Below are 18,040 nucleotides of genomic sequence, written 5' to 3'. Positions count from 1 at the left end.
CTTTTTCTCTGTCCGAACAAGATGCCCTCCGAACAAGATGCCCTGGCCGTTCACCCACGGCGTAGGGGAACGAGGACTAGCCGGCCTGTCCTGGCCGTTGTACAGGGTAAGCACCGCGGTAGCAGGAGGCATGTGATGAGTACCGAGCCAGAGTTTGAAATTCCGGATGACGGCCGGGATTCAGAAGCGCCTACGGAGCAGGATGACGACGCGGCCTTGGACGCGTACTCGCAGATCGTCATCCGGGTTGCGGAGTCTGTCACGCCTCATGTCGCCGCTATCGAGATGACGAGTGCGCGCCGGAACGGGCAGCTGCGTGTGGGCAGCGGATCGGCCGTGGTCTTTACCGGTGACGGGTACATGCTCACCAATGCCCATGTCGTGGCCGGTATCCAGTCCGGAAGAGCGGTGTTTGCGAATGGCAAGCAGACTGATGTGGAGCTCGTGGGGGCGGATCCGTTGTCTGACCTGGCGGTGGTACGAGGTCTCAAACCCACTCCGCCACCTGCCATTCTGGGTAACGCCGATTCGTTGAGGGTTGGCCAGCTGGTGATCGCGGTGGGCAATCCGCTGGGTCTTGCCGGATCAGTGACTGCCGGCGTGGTCAGCGGGCTGGGACGATCCATCCCCGTCCGTGCAGGCGAGCACCGGCGTGTGATCGAGGATGTCATACAGACTGACGCGGCCCTAAACCCGGGCAACTCGGGTGGCGCCCTGGCCGACACCCGGGGCCGCATCGTGGGCATCAACACGGCCATTGCTGGTCTGGGCCTTGGACTCGCCGTACCTATTAATAGGACGACCCAACGGATTATCGCCTCCCTGCTCAAGGATGGGAGGGTGCGCCGGGCCTACCTGGGTTTGGTGAGTACGCCTATCCCGCTTGATGCCAGTGCGGTGGTGCGGACTGGCCAAAAGGAGGGCCTCCGTGTGGTGGAGGTCATCGCGGCCTCGCCTGCGGAGTTAGCGGGGCTCCAGCCAGGGGACCTGGTGCTTCGGGCCCAGGGCAGGGCTGTCTCCAGTGCAGAGAGTCTGCAGAAGTTGCTGTTTGCTGAGGCCATAGGCGAACCGTTCCCCTTAACCGTGCTGCGGGACGGCAAAACGGTACAGCTGATAGCCGTTCCCTCGGAGATGAGCCAGCAATGACGAGCCAGCAACAATGAGGCGATGCTAGGCCTGGTCCTCGCGGACGTCCACCACGCCAACAAAGCGGCTGCCGACTCCTTCATATTCGCTGCGCACGTCACCCAGGAACAGTTCCGGCAGTTCACTGTTCTTATGGTGCCCGCAAAAGACGAACGAGAAATCGGGCCACCACTTTTTGGGCCGTACCGCTTCTGAATACCCACACACTGCGCAGGTCAGGTGGACCCAAACAGGCCGTTTGCCCGTGCGGTTGGCACGTGACTGGACCAGCCAGGCCGGTGGATTGTCCTGGAGACTCCGTAGTTCCGCTTCTGAGAGCCGTGAAGGGATGCCGTGGCGCTGTGCCATTTCCATGGAGATATCTAGGGCCAATGCTGCGTCACGTCTACTAATCACTGTTTAACGATACGGGACTTCGCCCTGGCGGAATGCCGCGTAGGCTGTGCACATGACGGATGCTGTGGCTTTGCTGCCGAGAACGCCGCTTCAAAAACGGGTGCTCATTGTGGCAATTGTGGCTTCTTTTATCGCCATCCTGGATGGTTTCGTGGTGAACCTGGCCCTCCCGGCCATTGGACGTGAACTTGGCGGTGGCCTGGTCATCCAGCAATGGGTGGTGGATGCCTATCTATTGACCCTCGGGGCGCTCATCCTCGTGGCTGGTTCACTATCGGACCACTTTGGCCGGGCACGGATCCTCGAATGGGGGCTGGCGGGCTTTGCCCTGACGTCGGTGATGTGCGGCCTGGCCTGGAACGGGGAAGTCCTGGTGGTGTCCCGCGCACTTCAAGGGATTGCCGGCGCGCTCCTGGTGCCCAGCTCATTGGCCATGATCATTACGTCCTTCTCAGGACCTTCCCAGTCCAAAGCGATTGGCCAATGGTCGGGCTGGACGAGTGCTGCCGCAATCGTCGGTCCGCTGATTGGCGGCGTCTCGGTGGACATGTTGTCGTGGCGTGTGATCTTCTTCATCAACGTCATTCCCGCCGTCGCGATTTGGCCTCTGCTCGCGGGGCTTCGGGCGTCGGACGCGGCCAGGGACAAGAGCAAGGGAATCGACTACCTCGGCGCTGTCCTGGCCATGATCGGACTAGGTGGTCCCGTCTACGCCTTCATAGAACAGGGCCGGATGGGATGGATGAGCGTCCAGGTGTGGCTGCCGCTCCTGGCCGGTGTGGCGGCGATGGTGTTGTTCCTGGTCCACGAGGCAAGGACCAGGGAGCCCATGTTGCCGTTGAGGCTCTTTGCCATAAGGAACTTTGGGTGGGGCAACCTTGCCACGCTCGCGATTTACGGTGGGATATCGCTGGGATTCTTCGTCCTGGGTATCTATCTCCAGCAGGTTGGAGGGATGGGGGCTACCATCGCGGGAATTGCTTTGCTCCCGGCGACCGTCATCCTGATGCTGACGGCGTCCTACTTCGGTGGGCTGGCAGGAAAATATGGTCCGCGATGGTTCATGACCGTGGGGCCGCTGCTATGCGCTGTGGGCTTTCTGATGTCCCTCTCCGTCCAGGAGCCACTGAACTACTGGACCCAGGTGCTTCCGGGGCAGATCGTCTTTGGCGTGGGACTCACCACTCTCGTCGCGCCACTCACCGCAGCGATTCTGGGAGCGGTGCCCCAGGAAGAGGCCGGGATTGGTTCGGCCGTCAACAACGCCGTGGCCCGTATTGCAGGCCTCATCTGCATTGCCTTTGCCGGCCTGATCGTTGGTCCGGTGTTCACACGGCAAGGTTTGTACAATGCCTTGATTGTCACCGCGGCATTGTTCGTCATCGGGGCGGTGGCGTCCGCCGTCGGGATCCGCAACCCACAGCCCGAAGCGGCAGCTACCGTTGACAGCGCCACGGATACTGCGTCCGACGACGGCGGCTCGGCCAGCCAGCGTAGCTAGCCCAGGCAGCGCATCGGGTCAGCGCGCGGGAAGCACGCAGCCTTCGTGGACTTCGGCGCTTTGGACCCAAAGTGCCGCTGTAACTTCATCCGCGAGATCGAATTCGCGCCGTTGGGCTCCGCTGCCGATCCGAACCACCAGGGCTCCGCCGAATGGTTTGCGTCCCACCACCTCCACAGGAGCGTCCAAGGTGATCTCTTCCGACGCGAGATACCGAAGAAGATCAGGATTTTCGTCGCTGATCCGAGTGATGCGGCCTGAGTGGCCTTCGTCCAACTCGATCATGCGGTACGCGTGAGGGAGCTCCACGGATCCGTCAGCCGAGGGAATGGGGTCACCGTGAGGATCCCGCAGGGGGTGGCCAAGCTTGGCGGCCATGCGCTCGATGAACGTATCGGACACCGCGTGTTCCAACATCTCAGCTTCATCGTGGACTTCATCCCAGCTGTAACCGAGTTCATCCACGAGGTATGTCTCAATGAGGCGGTGGCGCCGGACCATGGACAGCGCCAGCCGCATACCCTCCGGAGTCAGCCTGATGGCGCTGTAGGGTTGGTGGTCCACCAATCCCTGGTCCTTGAGCTTGCGGACCATTTCAGACACCGAGGAATTGGCAACGCCAAGCCGCAGGGCAAGCTGCGAGGACGTAATTGGTTTGTCCTGCCACTCCGTATAGGAGTAGATGACCTTGACGTAGTCCTCGATCGAGGAGGAGGGCGTACTGGTCTTCACACACCAAGCCTACCGTGGCGGGGCGCCGTGGATCTTGCGGGCCCGCCAGGTAGTCGTCACGTACGGCAATCCCAGTCGTTGGCCAGGGGCATGGCCGAGATGATCGTAGAGGTACCACGCCAGGTTGCCCATGACCTTTGCGCGGGTGGCTTCATTGGCGCGGAGGTAGTAGCTGCGCGATTTCGTGAGCTCCATGATGTCCTCCGGAGACACGGCGTCCTCCCAGCTGGTGAGATGGCTCTCCAAGTCCGTGAATTCCGGTCCGATAACTGGCCGGAAGCCGGGCTTGTGCACATCTCCGGCGTGCATGATGCGTGATAGCCGATGGACCCAGGGCACAGAGGTGTCCAGTTGGTTCCATACCAGGCCAAGAACTCCGTGGGGGCGAAGGATGCGGGCGATCTCCGTGCTGGCCTTGAGCGGGTCACACCAGTGCCAGGCCTGGGCAACGCTGACGACGTCGAATACTGAGTCCGCCAACCCTGTTGCCTCGGCCGTACCCTCCAACGCCTGAACGCAGGGATAGGACTTTCGAAGTTGCTCCAGCATGTCTGTGGAAGGATCGACGGCGGCCACCTGCAGGCCGCGTTCCACGAGCAGTGCCGTGAATTTTCCTGTGCCTGCACCAATATCCGCGGCGGACTTCGCTCCAGGAGGAAGAAGCCAAACCACTGAGTCTGTGGGATAGCCGGGCCGAACTCGATCGTAGTGTTCGCCGCCGTCCTGGAAGCTCTGGCCCAGTTCGTGGCGGCGCGTGGCATGCAGCTTGGGACCACCTGGCCTGGCAGCGCTGCCGGAAACACTTCCGCCGGAAACACTACGGGAAGGCACGGCCACGCACAGACTCCTTTACCGCGAACGCCGGTTACCCTACGAATTTACCGCACAGTACGTGTACATCGGCAACCGTGCTGTTTCAGTCAATAGTGCTGTGTCAGTCAATGGTGCAGGGTGCAGCCCCTGCGGTGCCGGGCGTGTTTGGTGCCCACTCCGGGTAGCTGCGGTGGTCGTTGGCCGGCACCCAGCGGCCTTCGTCCACTACATAGTCCCAGCCGAGACCCGTGCGCTTGAGTTCCTCGATACCAGCCAGCAGCCGTGTGGCATCCTCCAGGCGGGAGCCCACGCCGAAGCTGGCTCGCAGTGAGCCGGACGGCAGGCCCAGCCGCTTGAGGAGGGGATGGGCGCAGAAGCGGCCGTCACGAAGTCCTACACCGTGTTCGGCGGCGAGGTATGCGGCGACCAGTCCGGCGTCGAATCCTTCCACCGAGAAATTAACCACGCCGATGGTGTCCTCGGAGTCGCTGAAGATCCGGTGGACCGTCACACCGTCGATTGCTTCAAGTCCCTGTACGAGGTAGGAGCGGATTCCAGCTTCATGGGCATGCCAGGCATCCTGATCCAAGCCGGCGAGCACCTGCGTCGCGCGGGCCAATGTTGCCGCACCGAGGACGTTGGGGGAGCCGCCCTCGTGGCGGGCGGGACCTGAGGCCCAGCTGACCGAGTCCAGGCGCGCCTCACGAACAGCGCCTCCGCCGGCAAGGTGGGGAGTACCGGCGTCGAGCCAGTCGGGGCGGCCCACAACGACGCCGGCGCCGAACGGCGCATAGAGCTTATGGCCGGAGAACACGATGTAGTCGACGTCTGCGGCGGCGATGTTGATGCGGCGGTGGGGGGCAAGCTGCGCGGCGTCCACCACAATCCTGGCACCGTATTCGTGTGCAAGTGCTGCGAGTTCGGCGATCGGCAGGATTTCACCGGTCACGTTCGAGGCACCGGTGACCGCCAGCAGAGATACGCCGCCTTGGCTGAGTTCCTCGCGGAGCTTGGCCAAGGTAGCGGTCAGTGTCGAAGCAGCTACGACACTGCGGTGGGGGACGCCCTGCCAGGGAAGGAGATTGGCATGGTGCTCGATGTCCAGGTAAAGGACCTCGCCCGTTGGCTTTCCGTCGAGTTGCGGGAGGCAGCCCGCCAGCAGGTTCAGCGAGTCCGTGGTGTTCCGGGTGAAGATGACGGAATCATCCGGACGGCCGCCGACGAATTCACGGACGATGTCGCGGGAGTTCTCGTAGACCGAGGTGCTGATCTGGGAAGCGTAGCCCGCGCCGCGGTGGACACTGGCGTAGTAGGGGAGGATCTCGTTGAGATACGCAGAAACGATGGTCAACGCGGGAGCGGATGCTCCGTAGTCGAGGTTGGCGTAGCGGACGTGGCCACCCTGGATCAGGGGAGCTTGCAGCTCCGCGCCTGTGACGGCGGCCAGGGGCCTGCCCGCAGCGGCTTCGTGCGCTGCTTCTTCGACCGCAAGGGACGGCAGAACGGTGGAGTTGAACGTAGCAGTGCTCATGGGACCTCACTCAAGAGGGACCCCCTATGGGGATCCGCGCTTGCCGTATCCGTTCCGGACCGGCCAGGTCGTCACCCGGGGCACCCCACCGCGAATGGAGGGTTGCCGGCCAGCAAACCGGGGTTTAGCGCTGGCACTCGTGACCTGTAAAGAGGTTAGGCCACGCATCTGGCCTGCTCCAAAGTCGCTTCGCTTTGTTAAGCAGATTGTTACGAAGGGTCCGGAATCCCGGTTTTGGGCGAAGAAAAGACGGCGGATGCCCCGAAAAGGAGGCTTCCGCCGTCGAAAATTCTATGCTCAGCCGGTTGGCCTGTTGGTCCGCCGGGTCAGAGGAGGTCATCCAATGCGGGGTTTAGCCGCTTGAGGACCTCCGAATGGAGGATGGAGTTGGTGGCCAGGGCGTTGCCGCCGAAGGGGCCGTCCTCGCCTTCCAATGAGGTGAAGCGGCCGCCGGCTTCCGTCACGATGGGAACCAGTGCTGCCATGTCGTAAAGATTCAGCTCTGGCTCGCAGGCGATGTCAACAGCCCCCTCGGCTACCAGGCAATAGGACCAAAAGTCGCCATAGGCGCGCGTGCGCCAGATGTCTTCCGTCAACCCCAGGAACTCGTCCAGATTGCCGCGTTCCTTCCAGCCGGAGAGGCTGGAATATGACATTGAAGCATCGGCCAACCGCGAAACGTTGGACACCCTGAGCCGGGTGGCTGATGCCAGGGAGCGGCCCATGTAGGCGCCCATGTCCTTTGCTGCCCACCAACGCTTGCCCAGCGCCGGGGCGCTGACAACTCCAACGACGGGCTCGCCTTCGTCAACGAGCGCGATCAGGGTAGCCCACACGGGAACGCCCCGAACAAAGTTCTTGGTGCCGTCGATGGGGTCGATGATCCAACGCCGGGAGCCGTGGCCGCTGCTGCCGAACTCCTCGCCGAGGACGGCGTCACGGGGGCGCGAGCGTGACAATTGGCCGCGGATGGCTTCTTCCGCAGCCTTGTCGGCATCCGTCACGGGCGTGAGGTCAGGCTTGGTCTCGACCTGCAGATCCAAGGCCTTGAAGCGGTCCATGGTTTGGGCGTCCACGGAATCCGCCAGCACGTGGGCCAGTCGCAGGTCGTCGTTGTAGCTGGAAACGGGTTGGGTCATGCCACCAAACTATCGTGAAACGTTCCCTGCAGTTGGATCGCCTTGCGCCGACACTTAGTTGACCGTACCCAATTCCTTGGTCTCTTTCGCTTCCATACGCGGGTCCGCGCCCAGCAGCCGCCGGAGCGAAGACAAACGGGCCACTCCGGAAGGACCCGCGTGTCCCTCGTTCACCCAGGCATCAAGTCCGCAATTGATGGCGCCGGCATCGTGCTTGCAACCGCGTTCACAAGCTTCTGTGCCCGGTTCCAGGTCGGGGAAGGAATGCAGGATGCGGTCGGGGTCCACGTGCGCCAGTCCGAAGGAGCGGATACCGGGGGTATCGATGATCCAGCTACCCGGTGGGGCGTCTGCCAGCTTCAGGGCCAACGCCGAGGACGACGTGTGCCGGCCCCGCCCGGTGACGGCGTTGACACCACCGGTAGCCCGTTCGGCTCCCGTCAGGGCATTGACCATGGTGGACTTCCCGACGCCCGAATGGCCCAGCATGACAGTCACTTTTCCATCAAGGTGTGCCCGCAATTCGGCAACGGCGCGGCTGTCCAGCCTCGCGGACAGTCCGTCGTCGGAGCGGGCGTCAATACCGGACGCTTCATCATCTGCCGTACGGCTGATGATGATCGGAAAGTCCAGGCTGAGATAGTTGGATAACAGCTCCGCAGGATCCTTGACATCTGCTTTGGTGACAAGCAGCAGCGGCTCGATCCCGGCGTCGTAGGCTGCAACCAAAGCACGGTCAATAAAGCCCGTCCGGGGCTCCGGATTGGCCGCGGCGACCACCACCACAAGTTGGTCTGCGTTGGCCACCACCACTCTTTCGATGGGGTCGGTATCATCAGCGCTGCGCCGCAGCAGCGTCTTGCGCTCCTCTATGCGGACCAGCCGCGCGAGGGTATCCGGCTCTCCCGATACATCCCCCACCAAGGCGACGAAATCGCCGGGGACGACGGGGTTTCGTCGCAGTTCACGCGCGCGTGCAGCGATGATAATACGTTCATCGGAGGAGTCTTCTCCAACGATGGCGGTGTAGCGCCCGCGGTCCACCGTGATGATCCGGCCAATGACCGCGTCATCATGACTGGGGCGGTCTTTGGTGCGGGGCCTTGATCCTTTTTTGTTCGGACGGATCCGGACGTCGGATTCGTCCCAGGAGCGTGCGTCGCGGCCCATGGTCAGTTGCTGGCCTCACTGGTGACGGTTTCGTCCTCGCCCGTGCCCTGCTGCAGCATGGCCTCCCACATCTGCGGAAATTCGGGCACCGTCTTGGAGGTGGTAGCGATATCCTCCACCTGGACGCCCTCAACGGCGAGCCCCAAAATAGCGCCGGCCGTAGCCATGCGGTGGTCGGCGTAGCTGTGTACGACCCCGGGGTGCAGAGTGGCCGGGCGGATTATCAGGCCGTCAGCTGTTTCTTCTGCGTCTCCGCCGAGCCGATTGATTTCAGCGGCCAGCGCGGCGAGCCGATCGGTTTCATGGCCACGGAGGTGCGCGATGCCGGTCAGCCGTGAAGGGCCTGTGGCCAGTGCGCACAGCGCAGCGACCGTGGGCGCGAGCTCACTGGTTTCGTCGAAGTCGGCGCCTTTGATTTCCGGGCCGCCCTTAACCGTGAGAGTGCCGTTTTCGAGTGTCACCGTGGCACCCATCTCAACCAGGATGGACCGCCAAAGATCACCCACCTGGGTGGTCTGGGTGGGCCAGTTGGGGATCCGGACGGTTCCGCGGGTTGCCAGGGCTGCGGCAAGGAACGGGCCGGCGTTGGAAAGGTCCTGTTCGATCCGCTGGTCGAAGGCGTGGATGGGGCCAGGCGCGACCCGCCAGTGGTTGGGTACCGAATCGTCCACCTTGACGCCCACTCCGCGAAGGACGGAAACGGTCATATTGATGTGGTCCAGGCTGGGGACAGGCTTGCCAACGTGTTCCAGGTGCAGGCCTTCGGTGAATCTGGCGCCTACAAGCAGCAAGGCCGAAACGAACTGGGACGATGCGCTGGCATCGATCACCAGGTGGCCGCCCCGAACCTCGCCAGTGCCATCCACAGAGAAGGGAAGGGCCGACGGCGTCCTTCCGCCTTCGGTGGCGACAGGAACTCCGAGGGCGAGCAGCGCTTCGATGATGGTTCCCATGGGCCGCTTACGGGCATGGGGATCGCCGTCGAACGTGGTTGGACCATTGCGTAGCGCAGCTAAAGGTGGAACGAAGCGCATAACCGTACCGGCAAGGCCGCAATCGATGGCAGTCTCCGCACCCGAAGCCGAAGGATCCATGGGCGTGATCTCAAGGTCCGGTCCATAATCACCGTCGCCGGGTACCTCGGTGACGGTGGCACCCAGTTGCCTGAGCGCCTGAATCATAAGGACGGAATCGCGGGAGTGAAGGGGGGCCCGCAGGCGGGAAGGGCCGTCGGCCAATGCTGCGAGGACCAGGAAACGGTTTGTGAGCGATTTTGAGCCCGGCACCGTGACTGTGGCATCCACTGGCCTGGTGGCGTAGGGAGCTGCCCAGAGGGGCAGGGTGTCGACGGAGTTTGAACCCGTGTTTGCTGCGGTGGTACCTGTCATGCTTCCTTATGCTCCAACTGCGTTGTCTACGGCCTTGCGTACTGCTTTGTCTGCCCGCTTGAGCTGCTTGCCCGTGACCTTCCTGGCGTCGGCAGCCAGGTGCTCGGCCCGCCATGCAAGGCTGGGGCGGCCTTCAGTATCGACAGAGGCCAGCAAAACCCCGCCCGTCAGGGAAATGTTCTTCAGGAGTTGGGCCCGTCGTGCGCTGCGGCCGTCCTTGGTGCTGATGTCGGCTGAGCGCCACTCCACATAGGAGTTCAGCGCGGACGTCAACGCCAGAACGGTTGCCGCGAAGCGGGAGAATTTGCCAAGTCCAAGCAGTGCGCCGGCCCCCAGCTGCGCGCCACCGATGACCCGGGCCAGGACCTTCTCGTCGGTTGGGAAGGGCAATGACTCCGCGGCGCGGCGCAGGACCGGTGACAGTTGCCTGGCAGTGTCGTCCGCGTTCTTGAGCTTGTCCAGACCTGCGATGACGAAGCTGGACGCGAGCATCGGCCGGGCGAGAAAACGGATAACAGACATGTCTTGCCTCCTGGATGGCTTGTCACGATGGTTCATGACGTTATTCACTAAGTGCTGTGTTCAAGGGGTGCAGTCTGCTCTAGTCTTGCATCTTTGCGGAATATTTACCCAGCTGCTGCCGTTGTGAACAACAAGCACGGTGAAGGCCGGGCCGCGGCATGGTGTTGCCGCTTCGCTGAACGGAGTTGGTTTTTTGACCTTGGTTAAGGACCGCGTGGGTCTGCTGGAGGCTGGCTATCCTGCACAGCGGGATTCCCGGAAGCTGACAGTAGACTTGGCAACGATGAGCACCATTGAACCGGCCGCAGCGGCCATGTACGAAGCAGCCGATCCGTCCCCGGAGGACGGCGCAGGAGACGCATCGGCACGGGCCGACGTCGATGTCGCGACGGAAACTCCCGAACAGCGGCGGGAGCGATTCGAGCGCGACGCCATGCAGTACGTGGACCAGCTGTATTCAGCGGCGATGAGGATGGCAAGGAATCCCTCCGATGCCGAGGACCTCGTCCAAGAGGCTTACACCAAGGCGTTTTCGGCTTTTCACCAGTACAAGCCGGGGACCAACCTCAAGGCCTGGCTGTACCGGATCCTGACGAATACCTACATCAACCTCTATCGGAAGCGGCAGCGTGAACCGCTGCAGTCCAACTCGGACACGATTGAGGATTGGCAGCTGGCAAAGGCCGAGTCGCACACCTCTTCCGGGTTGCGCTCGGCAGAGGCTGAAGCCTTGGACCACCTGCCGGATTCCGATGTCAAGAGCGCGTTGCAGGCCATCCCGGAGGAATTCCGGTTGGCTGTGTACTTCGCCGACGTCGAAGGATATGCCTACAAGCAGATTTCCGAGATCATGAACACCCCGATCGGCACAGTCATGTCGCGGTTGCACCGCGGCCGGAAGATGCTGCGGGACATGCTGGCGGATTACGCCGCAGAACGGGGCTTCAAGGCCCACACCGAAGACCAGGCCGCGGCCGGGAGCAACAATCAGGAGAAAGAGCAATGAGCGACTGCCAGGGATTGGGCGATTGCGACGACACACGGATGCAGAGGATCTATGAGTACCTCGACGGCGCATTGACCCGCGAGGACCTCACAGAGATCAAGCAGCACTTGGACACCTGCGAGGAATGTGCTGAGCAGTATGACCTTGAGTGCCTTATCCGCACCATGGTCAAGCGTTCGTGCACGGAATCCGCGCCAGAGAACCTCAAGAACTCAATACTTGACCGGATCCACTCCATCAAGCCGGTGGAGGCCTGATCCAACGCCGCTGATCCGTCGCCGCTGACAAGAATGGGCCGGGTCAAGGCCCCGCAAACGCCAAGGGCCCCGGAAACCGTATGGTTTCCGGGGCCCTCGCTGTTAAGCCTTGACGCTAAGCCGATGGCTTAGGTGTTGGGACGCTTGCCGTGGTTCGCGCCGCCGCGCTTACGGTCACGACGCTTACGTGCACGCTTGCTCATAGCTGGCCTCCTTCAATGATTGATACTCAATAGAGCTGCCCTCCAGTTTCGCACATCCGGACGTTCGCTCGCGAACCGGGTGGAGCATTGTCAGCTCCGCAGCGAATTCCTGATTGAGATGCGTGCTTGGTCCAGCACTGCACGCACCGTCTCAAGGGTTACGGGATTGAGCGGGTGGGAGGCGCTGTGTTGACGCAACTCCACGCGGATGTCATCGCGGAATGATTGGACCAGGAGCTCGGCCTCTTTAAGTATTCTGTGGCCTTCAGGGGAAAAGCCCGCCGTCCTGCTTTGGAAGGTGGCGGCCGTCGCAGTGCTGCGCGCGGCCTCCGCAGTAGCGGCGAGATCTGCCTTCAGCCCACGCATGTTGGATCTGATGTCTTCCCGAAGGTTGTCGGCCAGCCGCCGCACGGAGGCTGAGATATTATCCTCGACGTCGGCAAGTTCCTGCCGCCGTCGGTTCAGTTCCGCCAGCCCTGCTTCCGTGACGAAGTACTTGGTGCGGCGGCCCTCAGTCTCGGTAGCTACCAGGCCTTCCTCCTCCAGTTTCCCCAGACGGGGATAGATCGTCCCGGCGCTGGGGGAGTAGGTGCCGCCGAACCGGTCACCCAAGGCCTTGATCAGCTCGTATCCGTGCTTGGGTCCTGACTCAAGCAATGCCAGGAGGTATAAGCGCAGGGCGCCATGCGCAAAAACAGGAGGCATCAGAGACCCGCTTCCCCAGGCACCGGCTGGTCATTTCCCGATGCCGGCGCTGTGCCGTGCATGATGTAGGTCTTGCCGGAGACAGTATTGGTCCGCACCAGCATGAGCCTCTCATCCGGACCGACGATGGTCTGCACCTTGCTTCCCGGCTGGGCATACATCTGGTCATCAATGATGACGGTGCCGCTGGCGGACTTGGCAACGATGTCCAGGCCAACATCGTGCGGCAGCCGGATGGTCAGGTCCCCTGACACCGAATTGGCTCCGAGGTCGTTCGTGTAGTCGTGGAGGTCAAAGCTGAGGTCACCGCTAACTGTGCTTGCCCTGACGTTCTTGAACCTGCCCGAGGCGGTGACTTCACCTGAAACGCTCTTGGCCGTCAGGACGCCGTCGTGGTTTCTGGCGATGACTTCGCCGCTGACGGTGTTGACGTGCAACTCACCGCTGGTCCCGTCGGCCATGACGGAACCCGAAACTGTGTTGAGCCGGATCCGCCCCTCGACGCCGGAGACCATGCCATCGCCGTTGACTGTTCCCGCTTCGACGTCCACTCCGCGCGGAAGCGCGATCCCAACCACTACCGAGTTGGTGCTGGTGTTGTTGACGGTACCCATCAGGTTGCGGAACCAACCTTGTGGTCCTTGGAGCTGGTGGCGTACCTCCAGGCGACCGTTCACCAGCGTGATGGTCAGGGGGTCGCCGCTGATTTCGCTGACCTCGATCCGGACGAAAGGTTCGTCGTGGCTGACGACGTCGAACCTTCCCTTGACTATTCCAAGCTTGAGCGAGTGGACATCGTCCACATCGATGGTTTGTGGGCCCGTCACGGTCCAAAGCTCGTCAGACATGATCCCTCCAAATTGCGATATATCGCGTTGATAAAAACACGATATATCGCGAATGGGGGGAATGCAATGGTCTAACGGGAGGGCTACTCCGGCTGGGCGATGTTAAGCCACTGGAACCAGCCGCGGTGAAGCACGAGCCACGCGATCAATCCGTAGCCGGCCTGTCCTGGTGTCCCGCCATTGGCTGCGAGGTCCGTCCTCCACTGCTCGTGGTTCAGCAAGGGAGAGAAAGTGTCAACGTAGTGGTGGTTGCGGCGGGTGGTGACATCGGCAAATGCTGTATTCAAATCGGCCAGGCGTTTGTTGCGCGCCGGATCAAGAGTGGGTGGGAGGGCCCACCACGAACACCTCAACGCCACTGTGCGAGGCACCATCAAGAATGTTGGCCAGGTTCAACCGGCTGCGCGCCGTGGAAAGCCCGAACTCCAGGTCACGGCCGGAGAGTCCTATGACCAGCCGGTTCTCGTGCGAGTCGCTGAAACGGCGGCCCGCCTCGTCCTGCCACCGTGACGCTAGTCCTTCGGTGCCTTCCATGGGGCAGGGGAGTGAGAAGCTTTCCACCACGACGGTGTCCTGGGGCGTACGGGCCAGCACCCTTCCGAGCCAACCCAAGGCGCGGGGGTCACCCAGGCCGGCGAGCAATTCATCTCCTACAGCCGCGATACGCAGCTTCCTGTCTTCCACGGTTACCTCTTCACACTCGTTACGGTCCTTGCACGGCTTTTGGATCCGGGGCCGGCTTGATGAACCGGGTACCTGTCCCATTAAACAGAACTGCCCGGCCGGAAGTGCATTGACAGCACCTCCGGCCGGGCAGTTTCCTGGCTACTTGCGTTCGAACGCCTGCTTGATCAAGGCATCCTGCTCAGCAGCGTGGCGCTTCATGGAGCCCGCGGCGGTGGACGCAGATGCCGGACGCGACACGAGGCGGAGCTTGCGATCCAGCTCCGGTGCCAGGTTCAGGCCCATGAAAGGCCACGGACCCTGGTTGGCCGGCTCGTCCTGGGCCCAGACGATATCAGCGTTCGGGTACTTGGCGAGCTCTGCATCAATCTCTGCCTTCGGCAGCGGGTACAGCTGTTCCACGCGGATAATCGCAGTCGAGGTGTCTCCGGACTTCTGGCGGTTGGACAGGAGGTCATAGTACAAGCGACCGGAAACCAGGATGACCCGGTCCACGTTGGCAGCCTCTACTTCGGGATCACTGATGACCGGCCTGAAGCCGCCCGTGGTGAAGTCTTCGACGGCGGACGCGGCGCCCTTGAGACGCAGCAACTGCTTCGGCGTGAAGATAATCAACGGCTTGCGGGGACGGCTGTAGGCCTGGCGGCGCAGCAGGTGGAAGTGCGACGCTGCCGTGGTGGGGTTGGCCACGATCATGTTGTCCTCGGCACAGAGCTGCAGGAACCGCTCGATGCGTGCGGATGAGTGGTCAGGCCCCTGGCCTTCGTAGCCGTGCGGCAGCATCAGGACGAGCGAGGAACGCTGGCCCCACTTTTGCTCAGCGGAGGAAATGAACTCATCAATGATGGTCTGGGCGCCGTTGACGAAGTCACCGAACTGGGCTTCCCACAGCACCAGGGCGTCGGGACGCTCCACCGAGTATCCATATTCAAAGCCCATGGCCGCATATTCGGACAACAGCGAGTCATAGATCCACAGTTTGGCCTGGTTGTCCGAGAGGTTGCCCAGGGGCAGCCATTCGTTGCCATTGGCGCGATCGTGGAAGACTGCGTGACGCTGCACGAAGGTACCGCGGCGTGAGTCCTGGCCGGCCAGGCGAACGGGCACGCCCTCCATGATCAGCGAGCCGAAGGCCGCGATCTCGCCAAAGCCCCAGTCAATACCACCTTCACGGGACATTTGCTCACGCTTCTCCAGCAGCTGCTTGAGCTTGGAGTGAACCGTGAAGCCCTCCGGGATCTCCAGGTGGGCCTTGCCGATGCGGGCAAGGGTCTCGGGGGAGATGGCGGTGGAAGCCGGCGAGTTGGTTCCGAAGTCCGCCTGCTGGGCAATTGGACGCTCGATGTCCGAGACAGCAGCAGAGTCAGCCGTAATGATCGGGATGGGGGACGTCTGCGCCGCATGCGTCTCAGCAAAGACCCGCTCAAGGCGTTCCTGGTAGTCACGGAGCAGTTGCTCGGCTTCTTCCTCGGTGATATCGCCACGGCCGATCAGCGATTCCGTATACAGCTTGCGTACCGAGCGCTTGGCCTCGATCAGGTTGTACATCAGGGGCTGCGTCATCGAGGGGTCGTCGCCCTCGTTGTGACCACGGCGGCGGTAGCACACCATGTCGATGACAACGTCCTTGTGGAAGCGCTGGCGGAACTCGTAGGCGAGCTGCGCAACGCGCACCACGGCTTCGGGGTCGTCGCCATTCACGTGGAACACGGGGGCCTGGATCATCTTGGCAACATCCGTGGAGTACGTCGATGAGCGCGAAGAGGACGGCGCCGTGGTGAAGCCAACCTGGTTGTTCACGATCACGTGGATGGTGCCACCCGTGCGGTAACCGCGCAGCTGGGAAAGGTTGAGGGTTTCAGCAACAACACCCTGGCCTGCGAATGCAGCGTCACCGTGAACCATGATGGGCAGGACCGGGAAGGACTCGCCTTGGTCCAGGCGGTCCTGCTTGGCGCGGACGATGCCCTCGAGCACGGAGTCGACTGCCTCGAGGTGGGACGGGTTGGCAGCGAGGTAGACCTTTGTCTGCTTGCCGTTGTCCGAGGTAAAGGTGCCTTCAGTTCCGAGGTGGTACTTCACATCGCCGGACCCCTGGACGGAGCGCGGGTCCTGCGTGCCTTCGAATTCACGGAACACCTGGGCGTAGGTCTTGCCTGCGATGTTGGTGAGCACGTTCAGGCGGCCACGGTGGGCCATGCCGATCGCGACTTCGTCCAGGCCGTCGTCGGCAGCGTCCGAGATGACAGCGTCAAGGAGCGGAATAAGCGACTCGCCGCCTTCGAGGGAGAAGCGCTTCTGCCCGACGAACTTGGTCTGCAGGAAGGTCTCGAAAGCCTCGGCTGCGTTCAGCTTGGAAACGATGCGCAGCTGCTCTTCGCGGCTCGGCTTGGAGTAAGGGTGCTCCAACTGGTCCTGGAACCACTTACGCTCGGCCGGCTCCTGGATGTGCATGTATTCGATGCCCGTGGTGCGGCAGTAGGCATCCCGGAGAACACCCAGGATGTCGCGGAACTTCAGCTGCGGCTTGCCGCCGAAGCCACCCGTAGGCCATTCGCGGTCCAGGTCCCAGAGCGTAAGGCCGTAGGTCAGGACGTCAAGGTCCGGGTGCTTGCGCTGTACGTATTCCAGGGGATCCGTGTCCGCCATGAGGTGGCCACGCACACGGTAGGAGTGGATGAGCTGCTGGATGCGTGCAACCTTGTTGATCTCATCTGCAGGGTCAACCTGAAGGTCAGGGCTCCAGCGGACGGGCTCGTAGGGGATGCGGAGGGCTTCAAAGATTTCGTCGTAGAAGTTCTGCGCACCAAGGAGGAGCTGGTGGACCAGCTTCAGGAACTCTCCGCTGCCTGCGCCCTGGATCACGCGGTGGTCGTAGGTGGAGGTCAGCGTGAGGATCTTGCTGATGGCGTTCTGGGCGATGATCTTCTCGCTGGCACCCTGGAACTCAGCCGGGTAGTCAAGGGCGCCGACGCCGATGATGGCCGCCTGTCCCTTGGACAGACGCGGCACTGAGTGAACGGTGCCAATGCCGCCCGGGTTGGTCAGGGAGACCGTGGTGCCGGCGTGGTCGTCAGCCGTGAGCTTGCCGTTGCGGGCTCGCTTGATGAGGTCCTCATAGGTGTGCCAGAACTCTGCAAAGTCCATGGTCTCGGCCTTCTTGATGTTGGGAACCATCAGGAGGCGGGTGCCATCGGGCTTGGGCATGTCAATGGCGATGCCGAAGTTGACGTGGGCAGGCTGGACGGCGCTCGGCTTGCCATCAATTTCGTCATAGTAGACGTTCATCGACGGGAACTGGGAGAGCGCGCGGACTACTGCGTAGCCGATGAGGTGCGTGAAGGACACCTTGCCGCCGCGGGCACGTGCAAGGTTGGAGTTGATGACGACGCGGTTGTCGATCAGCAGCTTGGCAGGAACTGCGCGGACGCTCGTGGCGGTAGGCACTTCAAGGCTGGTCACCATGTTGGTAGCGATGGCCTTGGCCGGTCCGCGGAGGACGGAAACGACGTCTTCTTCAGGAGCGGTGGGCGCCTTGGTGCTCTTGGGCAGCTGGGCAGGAATCGGTTGTGCGGCGTTGCCGCCGACGGGCTTCTTTGCTCCGTCCTTGGCAACTGTAGCCGGGGCTTTCTTCGCCGGAGCCGCAACCGCCGCTTCACCGGAAGCAGCCGCGGCAGGGGTGGTCGCAGGGGCAGCCTCTGGAGCAGCCGGCGCCGGTGCCGGTGCAGCCTCAGCCGCAGCTACGACGGGAAGTACTTGGGTGGGGGGATTGGCAGCGGCTGGGGCTGCGGAGGTTCCGTTGGAAGAAGTGCCGTCACCGGTATCGAAGGATTCGAAGAGCGGCCACCACTTGGCGTCGACCGAATTCTTGTCCTGCTGGTACCGCTCGTACAGTTCGTCAACGAGCCACTCGTTTCCGCCAAATTCCTCTGGTAGACGGTGGCTGGGCTGCTCTGGCACTTGAAATACGCCTCTTCCATGAGTTTTGATTTCCCGCTG

16 protein-coding genes, 1 pseudogene and 1 riboswitch are annotated in these 18,040 nt (G+C 62.4%); of the genes and pseudogenes, 4 read left to right on the top strand and 13 right to left on the bottom strand.

The window, feature by feature from the left end; translation table 11 throughout:
- Positions 1 to 132 precede the first annotated feature (132 nt).
- Positions 133 to 1,146 (top strand): S1C family serine protease, encoded by a 1,014-nt coding sequence (locus AC6I99_RS14445; protein WP_396133533.1) that lies wholly within the window; start codon positions 133 to 135, stop codon positions 1,144 to 1,146.
- A gap of 24 nt (positions 1,147 to 1,170) precedes the next feature.
- Here the strand turns inward: AC6I99_RS14445 and AC6I99_RS14440 are convergent, their stop codons facing one another.
- On the bottom strand, positions 1,171 to 1,500 hold the full coding sequence (locus tag AC6I99_RS14440) for a hypothetical protein (RefSeq protein WP_224091089.1): 330 nt from the start codon (positions 1,498 to 1,500) through the stop codon (positions 1,171 to 1,173).
- 88 nt (positions 1,501 to 1,588) lie between these two features.
- Here AC6I99_RS14440 and AC6I99_RS14435 point away from each other — a divergent pair, with 88 nt between their 5' ends.
- Positions 1,589 to 3,043, top strand: a complete 1,455-nt coding sequence (locus tag AC6I99_RS14435) for an MFS transporter (RefSeq protein WP_309928891.1) — start codon at positions 1,589 to 1,591, stop codon at positions 3,041 to 3,043.
- Positions 3,044 to 3,061: 18 nt separating this feature from the next.
- Here AC6I99_RS14435 and AC6I99_RS14430 read toward each other — a convergent pair whose 3' ends face one another.
- The 7 genes from AC6I99_RS14430 to AC6I99_RS14400 form a co-directional block, all read right to left on the bottom strand.
- Positions 3,062 to 3,775 (bottom strand): metal-dependent transcriptional regulator, encoded by a 714-nt coding sequence (locus AC6I99_RS14430; protein ID WP_224088030.1) that lies wholly within the window; start codon positions 3,773 to 3,775, stop codon positions 3,062 to 3,064.
- A 9-nt stretch (positions 3,776 to 3,784) separates the two neighbouring features.
- On the bottom strand, positions 3,785 to 4,606 hold the full coding sequence (locus AC6I99_RS14425; protein ID WP_497947029.1) for a class I SAM-dependent methyltransferase: 822 nt from the start codon (positions 4,604 to 4,606) through the stop codon (positions 3,785 to 3,787).
- A 103-nt stretch (positions 4,607 to 4,709) separates the two neighbouring features.
- Positions 4,710 to 6,119, bottom strand: coding sequence for an aminotransferase class V-fold PLP-dependent enzyme (locus AC6I99_RS14420; protein ID WP_309928895.1), 1,410 nt, complete (start codon positions 6,117 to 6,119; stop codon positions 4,710 to 4,712).
- Between the two features lie 31 nt (positions 6,120 to 6,150).
- Positions 6,151 to 6,264: riboswitch (SAM riboswitch) on the bottom strand.
- Between the two features lie 181 nt (positions 6,265 to 6,445).
- Positions 6,446 to 7,258 (bottom strand): histidinol-phosphatase, encoded by an 813-nt coding sequence (hisN, locus tag AC6I99_RS14415; RefSeq protein WP_224088029.1) that lies wholly within the window; start codon positions 7,256 to 7,258, stop codon positions 6,446 to 6,448.
- A 54-nt stretch (positions 7,259 to 7,312) separates the two neighbouring features.
- Positions 7,313 to 8,428 carry a ribosome small subunit-dependent GTPase A gene (gene rsgA, locus AC6I99_RS14410; protein WP_497944818.1) on the bottom strand — a complete coding sequence of 372 codons (1,116 nt, stop codon included), beginning with the start codon at positions 8,426 to 8,428 and terminating at the stop codon, positions 7,313 to 7,315.
- A gap of 2 nt (positions 8,429 to 8,430) precedes the next feature.
- Positions 8,431 to 9,816 (bottom strand): 3-phosphoshikimate 1-carboxyvinyltransferase, encoded by a 1,386-nt coding sequence (aroA, locus tag AC6I99_RS14405; protein ID WP_497944819.1) that lies wholly within the window; start codon positions 9,814 to 9,816, stop codon positions 8,431 to 8,433.
- 6 nt (positions 9,817 to 9,822) lie between these two features.
- Positions 9,823 to 10,338, bottom strand: coding sequence for a DoxX family membrane protein (locus tag AC6I99_RS14400; protein ID WP_224088024.1), 516 nt, complete (start codon positions 10,336 to 10,338; stop codon positions 9,823 to 9,825).
- A 193-nt stretch (positions 10,339 to 10,531) separates the two neighbouring features.
- Here AC6I99_RS14400 and AC6I99_RS14395 point away from each other — a divergent pair, with 193 nt between their 5' ends.
- Entirely contained in the window at positions 10,532 to 11,344 is an 813-nt protein-coding gene (locus AC6I99_RS14395; RefSeq protein ID WP_275964554.1) for a sigma-70 family RNA polymerase sigma factor, read from the top strand.
- A complete protein-coding gene (gene rsrA, locus AC6I99_RS14390) occupies positions 11,341 to 11,601 on the top strand; it encodes a mycothiol system anti-sigma-R factor (RefSeq protein WP_216923992.1) in 261 nt (86 codons plus the stop codon). Before AC6I99_RS14395 ends, rsrA begins: the two co-directional genes overlap by 4 nt.
- A 128-nt stretch (positions 11,602 to 11,729) precedes the next feature.
- Here the strand turns inward: rsrA and AC6I99_RS14385 are convergent, their stop codons facing one another.
- From AC6I99_RS14385 to AC6I99_RS14365, 5 genes and pseudogenes are all read right to left on the bottom strand, one after another.
- Complete coding sequence (locus AC6I99_RS14385; protein WP_369299106.1) at positions 11,730 to 11,804, bottom strand: 50S ribosomal protein bL37; 75 nt, start codon at positions 11,802 to 11,804, stop codon at positions 11,730 to 11,732.
- A gap of 90 nt (positions 11,805 to 11,894) precedes the next feature.
- A complete protein-coding gene (locus AC6I99_RS14380; protein ID WP_497961175.1) occupies positions 11,895 to 12,509 on the bottom strand; it encodes a PadR family transcriptional regulator in 615 nt (204 codons plus the stop codon).
- On the bottom strand, positions 12,509 to 13,357 hold the full coding sequence (locus AC6I99_RS14375; RefSeq protein WP_497961174.1) for a DUF4097 family beta strand repeat-containing protein: 849 nt from the start codon (positions 13,355 to 13,357) through the stop codon (positions 12,509 to 12,511). The genes AC6I99_RS14380 and AC6I99_RS14375 overlap by 1 nt, the downstream gene beginning before the upstream one ends.
- A gap of 83 nt (positions 13,358 to 13,440) precedes the next feature.
- Positions 13,441 to 14,041 (bottom strand): annotated as a pseudogene (locus AC6I99_RS14370) (GDSL-type esterase/lipase family protein).
- A 141-nt stretch (positions 14,042 to 14,182) separates the two neighbouring features.
- Complete coding sequence (locus AC6I99_RS14365) at positions 14,183 to 18,001, bottom strand: multifunctional oxoglutarate decarboxylase/oxoglutarate dehydrogenase thiamine pyrophosphate-binding subunit/dihydrolipoyllysine-residue succinyltransferase subunit (protein ID WP_497961173.1); 3,819 nt, start codon at positions 17,999 to 18,001, stop codon at positions 14,183 to 14,185.
- Positions 18,002 to 18,040 lie beyond the last annotated feature (39 nt).

Source organism: Arthrobacter sp. TmtSoilC77 (genome assembly GCF_059739415.1).
Note: the sequence above shows the minus strand (reverse complement) of the source record. Positions and strands in the feature narration are given on the sequence as shown.